This is a genomic window from Pseudomonas sp. ABC1, from assembly GCF_013395055.1.
In the GTDB taxonomy this organism is placed as follows: Bacteria; Pseudomonadota; Gammaproteobacteria; order Pseudomonadales; family Pseudomonadaceae; genus Stutzerimonas.
In genome coordinates, this window is record NZ_CP058349.1 from 3,862,838 (window position 1) to 3,876,570 (window position 13,733).

Here is a 13,733-nt window from a genome sequence, read left to right on the forward strand (position 1 = left end):
CACGCTTATATTTCGATGCTGCTGGGGGAGGGCTGTTGGGTATTTTCCTGGGTCAGTTGCTCGACCAGCGCATGCTGCAGGCGCGTGCAGAGCTGCGGATCGGACAGCGGCTGGTTGTCTTCCGTGGTCACGAAGAAGACGTCCTCGACCCGCTCCCCCAGCGTGGCGATCTTGGCGTTCTGCACGCTGAGGTCGAAATCCAGGAACAGCTGGCCGATCCGGGCCAGCAGGCCGGGGCGGTCCGGGGCGATGATCTCGATGATGGTCTGCGAGCGCTGGGCATCGTTGTGGATGGTGACCAGCGGCGCGAAGGCGAAGTGCTTGAGCTGGCGCGGTACCCGGCGCTTGATGATGGTCAGGTACTCGTCCGGGTTGCGCAACGCGTCGATCAGGCCCTGGCGGATTTCCCGGATGCGCTGCGGGTTGTTGCCGATGGGCGAGCCGTCGGCCTCCAGCACGATATAGGTGTCCAGGGTGAAATGGCTGCCCGAGGTGATGATGCGGGCGTCATGGATGTTCAGGTTCAACTGGTCCATGGCGGCCACGGTCACGGCGAAGAAGTCGTGCTGGTCCGGTGCGTAGATGAATATCTGCGTACCGCCCTCGAATTCACGCTGAGTGGTTTCCTTGATCAGCACCAGCGGCTCGCCGTGGCCTGGGTGCTCGATGATCGCTTCGGTGTGCCAGGCGATGTCGGTGGCGGTGTGGCGGAGGAAGTAGTCCTCGCCCAGGTGCGACCATAGCTCTTCCGCGTCGTCCGGGTCGGTGCCGTTGCGCACCAGGTCGTCGATGGCGGCGCGCTGGGTCTGGCGGATCTGTTCTTCCCGCTCCAGCGGATTCTCCAGGCCGCGCTTGAGGGCGCGCTTGGTCTCCGTGTAGAGCTGGCGCAGCAGGCTGGCACGCCAGGAGTTCCACAGGGTCGGGTTGGTCGCGTTGATATCGGCCACGGTCAGCACGTACAGGTAGTCCAGCCGCGTTTCGTCGCCGACCAGTTGCGCGAAGTCGTTGATCACTTGCGGATCCGACAGGTCCTTGCGCTGCGCGGTGGTGGACATGTGCAGGTGGTGCTCTACCAGCCAGACCACCAGCCGGGTGTCCCAGGCCGGCAACTTGTGGCGCTCGCAGAAGTTCTGCGCGTCTATCGCGCCCAGCTCCGAGTGATCGCCGCCACGACCCTTGGCGATGTCGTGGTACAGCCCGGCGAGGTAGATCAGCTCGGGCTTGGGCAGGCGTCCGACCAGCTTGCTGGCCAAGGGGTACTTCTCAGCGACACCCGGCTTGCTGAGCTTGCGCAGGTACTTGATGACATTCAGGGTGTGGGCGTCGACGGTGTAGATATGGAACAGGTCGTGCTGCATCTGCCCAACGATATGGCCGAACTCCGGCAGATAGCGGCCGAGGATGCCGTAGCGGTTCATGCGGCGCAGGTTGCGGTGGATGCCTTCCTTGCACTTGAACAGTTCGATGAACAGGCTGGTGTTGCGGATATCTCTGCGGAAGGCATCGTCGATCAGGTAGCGGTTGTCGCGCAGCAGGCGGATGGTGTCTGAGCGAACGCCTTCGATTTCCGGATGCTGGGCGAGCAGCACGAAGATTTCCAGCAATGCGAAAGGCGCACGCTGGAATACCGTCGGGCTGCTCACTTCCAGATAGCCATCGCGCAACAGGAAGCGGCTGTTGATCGGCGTGGCCGGGGCGGCGTCCACCTGGCGCAGGATCACTTCGGCAAAGTGCTGGACTACCAGGTCGTTCAGTTCCGCGACGCTCATCACCACGCGGTAGTACTTCTGCATGAAGCGCTCGATGGCCAGCTTGGCATCGTTGTCTTCATAGCCGAGCAGGGCCGCGAGGCTGCGCTGGTGATCGAACAGCAGGCGGTCCTCGGCGCGGCCGGCCAGCATGTGCAGGCCGTAGCGAACCTTCCAGAGGAATTCCTGGGCGGATGTGAGCAGGGAGTTCTCCACTTCCGTGAGGAAGCCCTGGTCGACCATTGCCCACAGGTTGAGGGTGCCGAACTCACGCCGGGCGATCCAGAGGATGGTCTGGATGTCGCGCAGTCCACCGGGCGAGCCCTTTACGTTGGGCTCCAGGTTGTACTCGGTGTTGTTGTACTTCGAATGGCGCGCGCGTTGTTCATCGCGTTTGGCCAGGAAGAACTCGGTGCTGGACCACATGCGGTCGCTGCCGGTGACTTCGATCATCCGCTGGCGCAGGTGCTCGGGGCCCGCGATGGTGCGGCTTTCCATCATGTTGGTGATGACGGTGAGATCGGCCCGCGCCTGTTCGGCGCATTCCTCGACCGAGCGGACGCTCTGGCCGACTTCGAGGCCGATGTCCCAGAGCAGGGTCAGGAAGCCTTCGATCGAGGGGCGCAGGCGCTCGTGCTGGTCGCTGCCGAGCAGGACCAGCAGGTCGATGTCGGAGTAGGGGTGAAGCTCGCCACGGCCGTAGCCGCCGACTGCGATCAGGGAGATCTCGGCATCCTGGGGCCAGGCGAAACGGTTCCAGGCGGCGCGCAGGATCTGGTCGATGAACCAGGCGCGGTCTTCGACCAGGCGGCGGATTTCATAGCCGCTGCGAAAGCGCTGGTCGAGGGTTTCCCGGGCGTGCTGGATGACCCGCTTGAAGGCGTTTATCGGACTGCTCTTGAGCGACAGGTCGGCCTGGAACTGGCCTGGGTCGAACAGCTCTGGGTCTACCTGTGGCATCGTCGCGTCTCCGTCATTCAGGCCGATGTGCGCGGGATGGTGTCATCTTTGCGCAGGGTGAAGATTTCGTAGCCGTCCGCCGTGACTACCAGCGTGTGCTCCCACTGGGCAGACAGCTTGCGGTCCTTGGTAATGGCTGTCCAGCCGTCGCCCAGGGTGCGGGTCTCGTAGCGGCCCTGGTTGAGCATCGGCTCGATGGTGAAGGTCATGCCTTCTTTGAGCTCCAGGCCGGTTCCCGCGCGACCGTAGTGAAGCACCTGCGGTTCTTCGTGGAAGACCTTGCCGATACCGTGCCCACAGTAGTCACGCACGACCGAGAAGCCGTTTTTCTCGGCGTGCTTCTGGATCACTTCGCCGATGTCGCCCAGGCGCGCGCCGGGACGGACGACCTCGATGCCTTTATAGAGGCATTCCTGGGTTACCTGGCACAGGCGCTGTGCCCATTCCGGGGTGTTGCCGACCAGGAACATGCGGCTGGTGTCGCCGTGGTAGCCATCCTTGATCACAGTGATGTCGATATTGAGGATATCGCCATCCTTGAGCGGCTTGTCGTTCGGAATGCCGTGGCACACCACGTGGTTGATGGAGGTGCAGATCGACTTGGGATAGCCCTTGTAGTTGAGCGGCGCGGGAATGGCCTGCTGCACGTTGACGATGTAGTCATGACAGAGGCGGTCCAGCTCTTCGGTGGTGACGCCGGGTCTGACATGCTCTTCGATCATCTCCAGCACATCGGCGGCCAGGCGGCCTGCGACGCGCATTTTTTCGATATCTTCGGGCGTCTTGATACTGACGGACATTTGCAACTCTCAGGCGAAAACGGAAAAACGCCATGTTACCAGCATCGAAATGATCAAGGCCTATAAATGCTGCATCGCTCTGTAGCGACGTCTGCATGAGTCAACGGCCTGTAGCGTGTGGTGTGTTTCTATGGTATAAAACGCGCCGCTTTGTGGGGGTAACCCCTCGAAGCCCTAACCCACACACGTATCGACACGGTTTTCTGGGTGCCTGCAAAGGTTGAAAATCGGGATGCGTGGAGGCCTAACCCGACTTATATCAAGGAACTATCATGTCCCAAGTCACTATGCGCGATATGCTGAAGGCCGGTGTGCACTTCGGCCACCAGACCCGTTACTGGAACCCGAAAATGGGCAAGTACATTTTCGGTGCGCGCAACAAGATCCACATCATCAACCTGGAAAAGACCCTGCCGCTGTTCAATGAAGCCCTGACCTTCATCGAGAAGCTGGCCGCAGGCAAGAACAAGATTCTGTTCGTCGGCACCAAGCGTTCCGCTGGCAAGATCGTCCGCGAAGAAGCTGCTCGCAGCGGCTCGCCTTTCGTCGATCACCGCTGGTTGGGCGGCATGCTGACCAACTACAAGACCATTCGTGCGTCGATCAAGCGCCTGCGTGATCTGGAAGTGCAGTCCCAGGACGGTACCTTCGACAAACTGACCAAGAAAGAAGCCCTGATGCGTAGCCGCGACCTCGAGAAGCTCGAGCGCAGCCTGGGTGGTATCAAGGACATGGGCGGCCTGCCGGATGCCCTGTTCGTGGTCGACGTCGAGCATGAGCGCATCGCCATCACCGAAGCCAACAAGCTGGGTATCCCGGTCATCGGTATCGTCGATACCAACAGCAGCCCTGAGGGTGTCGATTTCGTCATCCCGGGTAACGACGACGCCATTCGCGCCGTTCAGCTGTATCTGGGTGCCGCTGCTGACGCCGTGCTGCGTGGCCGTCAGAATGCTGGCGCTGGCAACGACTTCGTGGAAGAAGTGGCCCCTGAGGCTGCTGCAGGCTGATCCGGCTGACCGCATAGCTGTTACCCGGTGAACGAAAAGGGGGCTAGGCCCCCTTTTTGCCACTCAAGAATCGAGCGCCCGTACTGGCGGGTGAGACTTAGCGAGAGGAATTTTCAAAATGGCAGAGATTACAGCAGCCCTGGTCAAAGAACTGCGTGAGCGTACCGGCCAAGGCATGATGGAGTGCAAGAAGGCGCTGGTTGCCGCTGGTGGCGACATCGAGAAAGCCATTGACGACATGCGTGCCTCCGGTGCCATCAAGGCCGCCAAGAAAGCTGGCAACATCGCTGCCGAAGGTGCCATCGCTGTGCGTGTCGAAGGTGGTCGCGGCCTGATCATCGAAGTCAACTCGCAGACCGACTTCCTGGCGCTGCAGGATGACTTCAAGGGCTTCGTCAAGGACAGCCTGAATGAAGCCTTCGAGCAGAAACTGACCGACGCCGCTCCGCTGATCGCTTCCCGTGAGTCCGCTCGCGAGGCGCTGGTCGCCAAGTGTGGCGAGAACGTCAACATCCGTCGCCTGGCGTCTGTCGAGGGTGACGTTGTCGGTTCTTACCTGCACGGTCATCGCATCGGTGTTCTGGTTGTCCTGAAAGGCGGCAACGAAGAACTGGCCAAGCACATCGCCATGCACGTCGCGGCTTCCAACCCTGCCGTGGTCTCGCCGGAGCAGGTTTCCGAAGATCTGGTTGCCAAGGAAAAGGAAATCTTCCTGCAGCTCAATGCCGACAAGATCGCCGGCAAGCCGGAGAACATCGTCGAGAACATGATCAAGGGCCGTATCGCCAAGTTCCTGGCCGAAGCCAGCCTGGTCGAGCAAGCCTTCGTCATGGACCCGGAAGTCAAGGTCGGTGCCCTGGCCAAGAAAGCCGGTGCTGAAATCGTTTCCTTCACCCGCTTCGAAGTGGGCGAGGGCATCGAGAAGGCCGAGTCCGACTTCGCTGCCGAAGTGGCTGCACAGGTCGCCGCTGCCAAGCAGTAATCCGCGATTCGTGTGATGTTCCTCAAAGAGGCTGCCCGCTGATGCGTGCGGCCTCTTTGTCAAATGGATGGCTGGAATCCGTTTTTTGCCGCTGCTCGGTTCGCAGTGCGGCACCAAGTACGGGTTTCGTTGTCCAAGCGCAGATATTTTTACCAGACACAGCCTGTCCGAATTCACCTAACGCCGCAGGAGATACCCGCCAATGGCTCAGCAGATGAGTGCACGCAACCCTCGCTACAAACGCATTCTGCTCAAACTGAGCGGTGAAGCGCTGATGGGGGCGGAAGATTTCGGTATCGACCCCAAGGTGCTGGACCGCATGGCCCTGGAAGTCGGGCAATTGGTCGGAATCGGCGTCGAGGTCGGACTGGTGATCGGCGGCGGTAATCTGTTCCGTGGCGCGGCGCTGTCCGCTGCCGGTATGGACCGCGTCACCGGCGACCACATGGGTATGCTGGCGACGGTGATGAATGCCCTGGCCATGCGTGACGCGCTTGAGCGTTCGAACATTCCAGCGCTGGTCATGTCGGCGATTTCCATGGTGGGTGTGACCGATCATTACGACCGTCGCAAGGCCATGCGCCACCTGAAGACGGGGGAAGTGGTGATCTTCTCCGCCGGCACTGGCAACCCGTTCTTCACCACCGATTCGGCGGCTTGCCTGCGAGCCATCGAGATCGACGCCGATGTCGTGCTCAAGGCGACCAAGGTCGACGGCGTCTACACCGCGGATCCTTTCAAGGACCCGAATGCGGAGAAGTTCGACCAACTGACTTATGATGACGTGCTCGACCGTAAGCTCGGCGTCATGGACCTGACGGCCATCTGTCTGTGCCGCGACCATGACATGCCACTACGCGTTTTCAATATGAATAAGCCTGGCGCCCTGCTGAACATCGTGCTCGGTGGCGCTGAAGGCACCCTGATCGAGGAAGCCAACCAATGATCAACGAGATCAAGCAGGACGCGCAGGCGCGCATGGGCAAGACGCTGGAGTCCCTGGACCATGCCTTTGCCAAGATTCGTACTGGCCGGGCGCACCCCAGCATCCTGGATAGTGTGGTGGTCTCCTATTACGGCGCCGATACCCCGCTGCGCCAGGTGGCCAACGTGGTGGCCGAGGATTCCCGTACCCTGGCGCTGACCGTCTTCGACAAGAGCATGATCCAGGCCGTCGAGAAGGCCATCATGACCTCCGACCTGGGGCTCAATCCCGCCACCGCCGGCACCACCATCCGTGTGCCGATGCCTGCCCTGACCGAGGAAACACGCAAAGGTTACACCAAGCAGGCCCGTGCCGAAGCCGAGCAGGCCCGTGTCGCCGTGCGCAACATCCGCCGCGATGCGTTGGCGCAACTCAAGGACCTGGTCAAGGATAAGGAGATCAGCGAAGACGACGAGCGTCGTGGCCAGGACGATGTGCAGAAGATCACCGACAAGTTCATCGCACAGGTCGACAAGGCGCTGGAGACCAAGGAATCCGACCTCATGGCCGTTTGATAGGTTCGAACTGGGCGGCTCTGTCGCCAGAGCCGCTCTTTTGTACCGTACGAGTGAGTCGTTTTCATGGAAAAGCCAAGACCTGCCGCCACCCCTGATGTACCTCGCCATGTGGCGATCATCATGGATGGTAATAATCGCTGGGCGCGTCGGCGCCTGTTGCCTGGTGTGGCCGGGCACAAGGCTGGCGTGGATGCCGTGCGGGCGGTGATCGAAGTCTGTGCGCAGAAGGGAGTGGAAACCCTTACGCTGTTCGCCTTTTCCAGTGAGAACTGGCAGCGGCCTGCGGATGAGGTCAGTGCGTTGATGGAGCTGTTTCTGTCGGCGCTGCGTCGCGAAACGCGCAAACTCGATGAGAATGCCATCAGCCTGAGAATCATCGGTGATCGCTCGCGCTTCCATCCGGAGCTGCAGGCGGCCATGCGCGAGGCCGAGGAGGCCACGGCGGGCAATGGGCGTTTCATCCTGCAGATCGCTGCCAACTATGGCGGTCAGTGGGACATTCTGCAGGCGACCCAGCGACTGGCGGAAGAGGTGCGTACTGGTGCGCTGGCATCCGAGTCCATCGATGCGACCCTGTTCCAGTCCTACCTGGCGACGGGCGATATCCCGCCCCCTGACCTGTGCATTCGCACCGGTGGCGAGCGTCGGATCAGTAATTTCCTCCTATGGCAGCTGGCGTATGCCGAGCTGTATTTTTCCGACCTGTTCTGGCCTGACTTCAAGCATGAAGCCATGGGCAAGGCGCTTGCGGATTTCGCTGTGCGTCAGCGCCGCTTTGGCAAGACCAGTGAGCAGGTGGCGGCGCAGGCGAGAATGGAATGCTGAAGCAACGAATCATTACGGCGGCGATCCTGCTGCCCCTGGCCCTTTGTGGCTTCTTTCTGTTGAGCGGACTGTCTTTTGCGCTGTTCATCGGCCTGGTGGTGACACTTGGCGCTTGGGAATGGGCGCGCCTGGCGGGTTATGAGGCGCAGACCGTGCGTCTCGGCTATGCCGCGCTGGTGGCCTTGGCGCTGGTGCTCCTCTATCACGTTCCTTTGCTGGCGCCCTGGGTCATGGCGGTGTCTCTGCTCTGGTGGTTGGCGGCGATTCTGCTGGTGTTCGGTTATCCGGGCAGTCAGCGTTTCTGGGGTGGGAAGGGCGGTAGCCTGATTATCGGGCTGCTGGTGCTGCTGCCTGCATGGCAGGGATTGCTGCTGCTCAAGCAGTGGTCCGACGCCGGCTGGCTGATCCTGGCGGTGATGCTGCTGGTCTGGGTGGCCGATATCGGCGCCTATTTCTCCGGCAAGGCGCTCGGGCGTCGCAAGTTGGCGCCTGCGGTCAGTCCGGGCAAGAGTTGGGAAGGCCTTCTGGGCGGGCTGCTCGCCAGCCTGCTGCTGTCCCTGGTGGTCCTCATCTATTGTGGTTGGCCGACTGCCCGAGTGCTGGCGGCGCTGCTGGTTGCCGCGATCGTGGTGCTGATCTCCGTGGTGGGTGACCTGACCGAAAGCATGTTCAAGCGCAGTGCCGGTATCAAGGACAGCAGCCAGTTGCTGCCAGGCCATGGTGGTGTGATGGATCGCATCGACAGCCTGACGGCTGCCGTGCCTGTTTTCGTGGTGTTGTACTGGTTGCTGGAGCGTAGTGCCTGGTGAATGATCTTTCACGACGTGGGGGCGAACGCCCGCTGCGGGTTACGGTTCTTGGCGCCACCGGTTCCATCGGTCTCAGTACGCTGGATGTCGTGGCGCGGCACCCGCAGCGCTATGAAGTCTTTGCCCTGACCGGGCATTCGCGTGTTCTCGATTTGCATGGGCTGTGTCTTCGCCATCGCCCCCGCTATGCGGTGGTGGGTGATGCGCGTGCCGCTGCCGATTTGCAGGGTCGATTGCGCGAAGATGGCTTGGCGACGCAGGTGCTGGTGGGCGAAGAAGGCCTGATCGAGGTGGCCGGGCATTCCGATGTGGATGTGGTCATGGCGGCCATCGTCGGCGCCGCCGGCCTGCGTCCCACGCTGGCGGCCGTGAATGCCTCGAAGCGTGTGTTGCTGGCCAACAAGGAAGCCTTGGTCATGTCCGGCGCCTTGTTCATGCAGGCGTTGCGCGACAGTTCCGCCACGCTGCTGCCCATCGACAGCGAGCACAATGCGATTTTCCAGTGCCTGCCTGGCGATTATTCCCGAGGGCTGTCGGTGGTTGGCGTGCGCCGCATCCTGCTGACGGCCTCGGGAGGGCCGTTCCGGGAAATGCCGCTGTCGGAGCTGGCCGGTGTCTCGCCTGCGCAGGCTTGCGCCCACCCGAACTGGTCAATGGGGCGCAAGATTTCCGTGGACTCGGCCAGCATGATGAACAAGGGACTGGAGTTGATCGAGGCCTGTTGGCTGTTCGATGCTCGTCCCGAGCAGGTCGAGGTGGTGATCCATCCACAGAGTGTCATCCACTCGATGGTGGATTATGTGGACGGCTCGGTCCTGGCGCAGTTGGGCAATCCCGACATGCGTACGCCGATTGCGCATGCGCTGGCGTGGCCGGAACGGGTCGACTCGGGTGTTTCGCCGCTTGACCTGCTGCAGATCGGGCGACTGGATTTCCAGGCGCCCGATGACCGACGCTTCCCCTGTCTGCGGCTGGCCAGGGCAGCGGCCCAGGCGGGCGGTACGGCGCCGGCCATATTGAATGCCGCGAACGAGATTGCGGTGGAGGCGTTTCTCGCGGAGCGCATCCGTTTCACCCAGATCGCGGATATGATCGAGCATGTGCTGGAGTCCCTGCCGAGTGCGAGTGTCGGATGCCTCGACGATGTGTTCGATGCGGACGATCGGGCGCGTCGCCAGGCACGACACTGGCTTGAGCGCATCTGATGCCAGGCAGCCAACCGGCGACTTGAAGGTTTTCTGAGCGGAGAGTTCTATGGGCGCGTTGTACATGATCATCGGCACTCTGATAGCACTCGGTGTCCTGGTGACCTTCCATGAATACGGCCACTTCTGGGTCGCGCGTCGCTGCGGGGTGAAGGTCCAGCGTTTTTCCGTCGGTTTCGGCAGGCCTTTGCTGCGCTGGCATGATCGCCAGGGCACCGAATTCGTGGTCGCGGCCATCCCGCTGGGCGGCTATGTGAAGATGCTCGACGAGCGCGAAGGGCCGGTGCCAGACGCTATGCTCGATCAGGCATTCAATCGCAAGACGGTCAGGCAGCGTTTCGCCATCGTCGTGGCGGGGCCGGTTGCCAACTTCCTGTTGGCGATCGTGTTTTTCTGGCTGCTGGCCATGCTGGGCTCGCAGCAGGTGCGTCCGGTGGTGGGGGGCGTCGTGCCGGATAGCCTGGTCGAGCGGGCCGGTCTCATGGCCGATCAGGAAATCGTGTCGGTGGATGGGAAGGCGACCACGGGCTGGGCTGCGATCAATCTGCAGCTGGTGCGCCGTCTGGGTGAGAGCGGCACGCTCGTGCTGGGTGTGCGTGATGCCGGCAGCGAGCTGCAGCGCTCCATCGATATCCCCTTGAAAGACTGGCTCAAGGGCGATGACACGCCCGATCCGATCACTGCGCTGGGCATTCGTCCCTGGCGTCCGCACGTTGCGCCCGTCATCTCGCAATTGGCGCCGGATGGTCCGGCGCAGGCTGCGGGTGTGTCGATCGGAGATCGCATCCTGCGCCTCGATGGCCAGTCCCTGGATGATTGGCAGCAGGTGGTCGATCGGGTCCAGGGCATGGCGGGTCGTCCGGTGGTGCTGACGGTCGAGCGGGAAGGGCGCCAGCTCGATATCGCGTTGACGCTGGCTGCGCGTGGCGATGGCGAGGCGCGCCGAGGCTATCTGGGGGCGGGTGTCGATGGTGGCGAGTGGCCGGCCGACATGCTGCGCGAGATCAGCTACGGACCGCTCGACGCCGTGCTCGAAGGGTTGAAGCGAACATGGTCGATGACCGTCCTGACCCTCGAGTCACTGAAGAAAATGCTCTTTGGTGAACTCTCGGTAAAAAACTTGAGCGGCCCGATAACCATTGCTAAAGTGGCGGGCGCTTCTGCCCAGTCAGGTCTAGGTGATTTTCTCAACTTCCTCGCCTATCTGAGCATTAGTCTTGGGGTGCTCAATCTTTTGCCAATCCCCGTGCTCGATGGTGGGCATCTGCTCTTCTATATGGTCGAGTGGATCCGTGGCCGTCCCTTGTCGGACCGAGTGCAGGGTTGGGGCGTGCAAATTGGCATCAGCCTCGTGGTCGGGGTGATGCTGCTGGCCCTGGTCAACGATCTTGGCCGCCTGTAGCGCCGAATAGTAATGTCGCCACGCCAAGCGCTGGTTCATCCACTGGTCTAGAGCTAAGAAAGGACTTCATGAAACGTCTGCTGCTACCTGCGGTTATTTCCGCGTTGATGATTGCCGAAGTTCACGCCGAGTCCTTCACCATCTCCGATATTCGTGTAAACGGCTTGCAGCGGGTTTCCGCAGGCAGCGTATTCGGCGCCTTGCCGCTGAACGTGGGCGATGCCGTCGATGATTCGCGCCTGGTCGATGCGACCCGCGCGTTGTTCCGTACGGGGTTCTTCCAGGATATCCAGCTCGGCCGCGAGAGCGATGTGCTGGTCGTCAGTGTTGTCGAGCGTCCGTCCATTTCCGCCATCGAGATCGAAGGCAACAAGGCGATCAAGACCGAAGACCTGTTGTCCGGCCTGCAACAGTCCGGGCTGGCAGAAGGTGAGATTTTCCAGCGCGCGACCCTCGAGGGTGTGCGCAACGAGTTGCAACGCCAGTACGTCGGCCAGGGCCGCTACTCGGCCAGCATCGAAACGGAAGTGGTGGCTCAGCCCCGTAACCGCGTCGCGCTGAAGATCAAGATCAACGAAGGTTCGGTCGCTGCCATCAAGCACATCAACGTGGTGGGCAACTCGGTATTTTCCGACGAAGACCTGGCCGACCTGTTCGAACTGAAAACCACCAACTGGTTGTCGTTCTTCCGCAACGACGACAAGTATGCGCGCGAGAAACTCTCGGGTGACCTGGAGCGCCTGCGTTCCTACTACCTGGATCGCGGTTACATCAACATGGATATCACCTCGACCCAGGTGTCGATCACGCCGGACAAGAAGAATGTCTACGTGACGGTGAATATCGATGAAGGACAACGCTACACCCTGCGTGAGGTCAAGCTCAGCGGCGACCTGAAGGTGCCGGAAGAAGAGATCACGTCCCTGCTGCTGGCCAAGGAAGGGCAGGTGTTCTCCCGCAAGGTGATGACCACCACCTCCGAGCTGATCACGCGCCGCCTCGGTAACGAGGGCTATACCTTCGCCAACGTCAACGGCATTCCCGAGCCGCACGACGAAGACAACACGGTTTCCCTGACATTCGTCGTCGATCCGGGGCGTCGTGCCTACGTCAATCGCATCAACTTCCGTGGCAACACCAAGACCGAAGACGAAGTGCTGCGCCGCGAAATGCGCCAGATGGAAGGCGGCTGGGCTTCGACCTATCTGATCGACCAGTCCAAGGTGCGCCTGGAGCGGCTGGGCTTCTTCAAGGAAGTGAATGTCGAAACGCCGCAGGTCCCCGGCTCGGATGACCAGGTCGACGTCAACTACACCGTCGAAGAGCAGCCGTCGGGCTCGATCATGGCCAGTATCGGCTTTGCCCAGAGTGCCGGCCTGATCCTCGGTGGTTCGATCAGCCAGAACAACTTCCTGGGTACCGGTAACCGCGTGACCCTCGGCCTGACGCGCAGCGAATACCAACAGCGCTACAACTTCGGCTTCGTCGACCCCTACTGGACCGAAGACGGTGTGAGCCTGGGCTACAACGCGTTCTACCGCACCACCGACTACGACAAGCTCGACTATGACGTTTCCAGCTACTCGGTCGACAGCCTGGGTGGTGGCGTCAATATCGGCTATCCGATCAGCGAGACGGCCCGCCTGTCGTTCGGCCTGACCGTGCAGCAGGACAGCCTCGACACCGGTCGCTACACCGTGGACGAGATCGTCAAGTTCATGGACGAAGAGGGCGACAACTTCCTGAACTTCAAGGCCTCCGTAGGCTGGTCCGAGTCGACCCTGAACCGTGGTGTACTGGCGACCCGTGGTCACTCGCAGAGCCTGGTACTCGAGTCCACCATCCCTGGTAGCGACCTGTCGTTCTTCAAGCTCGACTATAACGGCCAGCTGTTCGTGCCGCTGAGCCAGAGCTACACCCTGCGCATGCACACCCAGTTGGGCTATGGCGACAGCTATGGTTCGACGTCGCGCCTGCCGTTCTACGAGCATTACTATGCCGGTGGTTTCAACTCCGTGCGTGGCTTCGAAGACAGCAGCCTCGGCCCGCGCAGTACGCCGAGTATCGCCCGCGACGCCAATGGCAACGTGATCCCCTCGACCACCGCCAATCCTTACCCGGTCGGCGCCGATGGCCGTTATACCGACCCGGACCAGGACCCGCTGCCCTTCGGTGGCAACGTGCTGGTGCAGGGCGGCATGGAAGTACTGTTCCCGCTGCCTTTCGTGAAGGACCAGCGCTCTCTGCGTACGTCGTTGTTCTGGGATGTGGGTAACGTGTTCGACACCAACTGCCCGACAGGCGCCAGGAACTGCCGCGATATCGACATTGGCGATCTGGCGAGTTCGGTGGGTGTGGGGCTGACCTGGATCACCGCGATGGGGCCGTTGAGTTTCAGCCTGGCGATGCCGGTCAAGAAACCGGATGACGCCGATACCCAGATCTTCCAGTTCTCCCTCGGGCAAACCTTTTAACAACCTGCAGCCTAT

At 61.4% G+C, this 13,733-nt stretch carries 11 protein-coding genes; 9 read left to right on the forward strand and 2 right to left on the reverse strand.

The window, feature by feature from the left end; translation table 11 throughout:
* Nucleotides 1-5: 5 nt before the first annotated feature.
* Both HW090_RS17050 and map read right to left on the reverse strand, forming a co-directional pair.
* Nucleotides 6-2,708 (reverse strand): [protein-PII] uridylyltransferase, encoded by a 2,703-nt coding sequence (locus HW090_RS17050; protein ID WP_179114646.1) that lies wholly within the window; start codon nt 2,706-2,708, stop codon nt 6-8.
* A 17-nt stretch (nt 2,709-2,725) separates the two neighbouring features.
* Nucleotides 2,726-3,508, reverse strand: a complete 783-nt coding sequence (gene map, locus HW090_RS17055; RefSeq protein WP_179114647.1) for a type I methionyl aminopeptidase — start codon at nt 3,506-3,508, stop codon at nt 2,726-2,728.
* A gap of 272 nt (nt 3,509-3,780) precedes the next feature.
* Here map and rpsB point away from each other — a divergent pair, with 272 nt between their 5' ends.
* From rpsB to bamA, 9 genes are all read left to right on the forward strand, one after another.
* Complete coding sequence (rpsB, locus tag HW090_RS17060; RefSeq protein ID WP_179114648.1) at nt 3,781-4,518, forward strand: 30S ribosomal protein S2; 738 nt, start codon at nt 3,781-3,783, stop codon at nt 4,516-4,518.
* Between the two features lie 118 nt (nt 4,519-4,636).
* Nucleotides 4,637-5,500 carry a translation elongation factor Ts gene (gene tsf, locus HW090_RS17065; RefSeq protein WP_179114649.1) on the forward strand — a complete coding sequence of 288 codons (864 nt, stop codon included), beginning with the start codon at nt 4,637-4,639 and terminating at the stop codon, nt 5,498-5,500.
* Between the two features lie 202 nt (nt 5,501-5,702).
* The gene (pyrH, locus tag HW090_RS17070) at nt 5,703-6,446 is read left to right on the forward strand and encodes a UMP kinase (RefSeq protein WP_179114650.1); all 744 of its coding nucleotides are present in this window, start codon (nt 5,703-5,705) and stop codon (nt 6,444-6,446) included.
* Nucleotides 6,443-7,000 (forward strand): ribosome recycling factor, encoded by a 558-nt coding sequence (gene frr / locus HW090_RS17075; RefSeq protein ID WP_179114651.1) that lies wholly within the window; start codon nt 6,443-6,445, stop codon nt 6,998-7,000. The genes pyrH and frr overlap by 4 nt, the downstream gene beginning before the upstream one ends.
* A gap of 66 nt (nt 7,001-7,066) precedes the next feature.
* On the forward strand, nt 7,067-7,828 hold the full coding sequence (gene uppS / locus HW090_RS17080) for a polyprenyl diphosphate synthase (protein ID WP_179114652.1): 762 nt from the start codon (nt 7,067-7,069) through the stop codon (nt 7,826-7,828).
* A complete protein-coding gene (locus HW090_RS17085; protein ID WP_179114653.1) occupies nt 7,822-8,637 on the forward strand; it encodes a phosphatidate cytidylyltransferase in 816 nt (271 codons plus the stop codon). Before uppS ends, HW090_RS17085 begins: the two co-directional genes overlap by 7 nt.
* The gene (gene ispC / locus HW090_RS17090) at nt 8,634-9,842 is read left to right on the forward strand and encodes a 1-deoxy-D-xylulose-5-phosphate reductoisomerase (protein ID WP_256930692.1); all 1,209 of its coding nucleotides are present in this window, start codon (nt 8,634-8,636) and stop codon (nt 9,840-9,842) included. Before HW090_RS17085 ends, ispC begins: the two co-directional genes overlap by 4 nt.
* Nucleotides 9,843-9,891: 49 nt before the next feature.
* Nucleotides 9,892-11,244 (forward strand): RIP metalloprotease RseP, encoded by a 1,353-nt coding sequence (gene rseP, locus HW090_RS17095; protein WP_179114654.1) that lies wholly within the window; start codon nt 9,892-9,894, stop codon nt 11,242-11,244.
* A gap of 68 nt (nt 11,245-11,312) precedes the next feature.
* Complete coding sequence (gene bamA, locus HW090_RS17100) at nt 11,313-13,718, forward strand: outer membrane protein assembly factor BamA (protein ID WP_179114655.1); 2,406 nt, start codon at nt 11,313-11,315, stop codon at nt 13,716-13,718.
* Nucleotides 13,719-13,733: the final 15 nt, after the last annotated feature.

Excerpts from the sequence above, each read along its gene's own strand:
- HW090_RS17050 (WP_179114646.1), bottom strand. The coding sequence starts at position 2,708 with ATGCCACAGGTAGACCCAGAGCTGTTCGACCCAGGCCAGTTCCAGGCC.
- map (WP_179114647.1), bottom strand. The coding sequence starts at position 3,508 with ATGTCCGTCAGTATCAAGACGCCCGAAGATATCGAAAAAATGCGCGTC.
- rpsB (WP_179114648.1), top strand. The coding sequence starts at position 3,781 with ATGTCCCAAGTCACTATGCGCGATATGCTGAAGGCCGGTGTGCACTTC.
- tsf (WP_179114649.1), top strand. The coding sequence starts at position 4,637 with ATGGCAGAGATTACAGCAGCCCTGGTCAAAGAACTGCGTGAGCGTACC.
- pyrH (WP_179114650.1), top strand. The coding sequence starts at position 5,703 with ATGGCTCAGCAGATGAGTGCACGCAACCCTCGCTACAAACGCATTCTG.
- frr (WP_179114651.1), top strand. The coding sequence starts at position 6,443 with ATGATCAACGAGATCAAGCAGGACGCGCAGGCGCGCATGGGCAAGACG.
- uppS (WP_179114652.1), top strand. The coding sequence starts at position 7,067 with ATGGAAAAGCCAAGACCTGCCGCCACCCCTGATGTACCTCGCCATGTG.
- HW090_RS17085 (WP_179114653.1), top strand. The coding sequence starts at position 7,822 with ATGCTGAAGCAACGAATCATTACGGCGGCGATCCTGCTGCCCCTGGCC.
- rseP (WP_179114654.1), top strand. The coding sequence starts at position 9,892 with ATGGGCGCGTTGTACATGATCATCGGCACTCTGATAGCACTCGGTGTC.
- bamA (WP_179114655.1), top strand. The coding sequence starts at position 11,313 with ATGAAACGTCTGCTGCTACCTGCGGTTATTTCCGCGTTGATGATTGCC.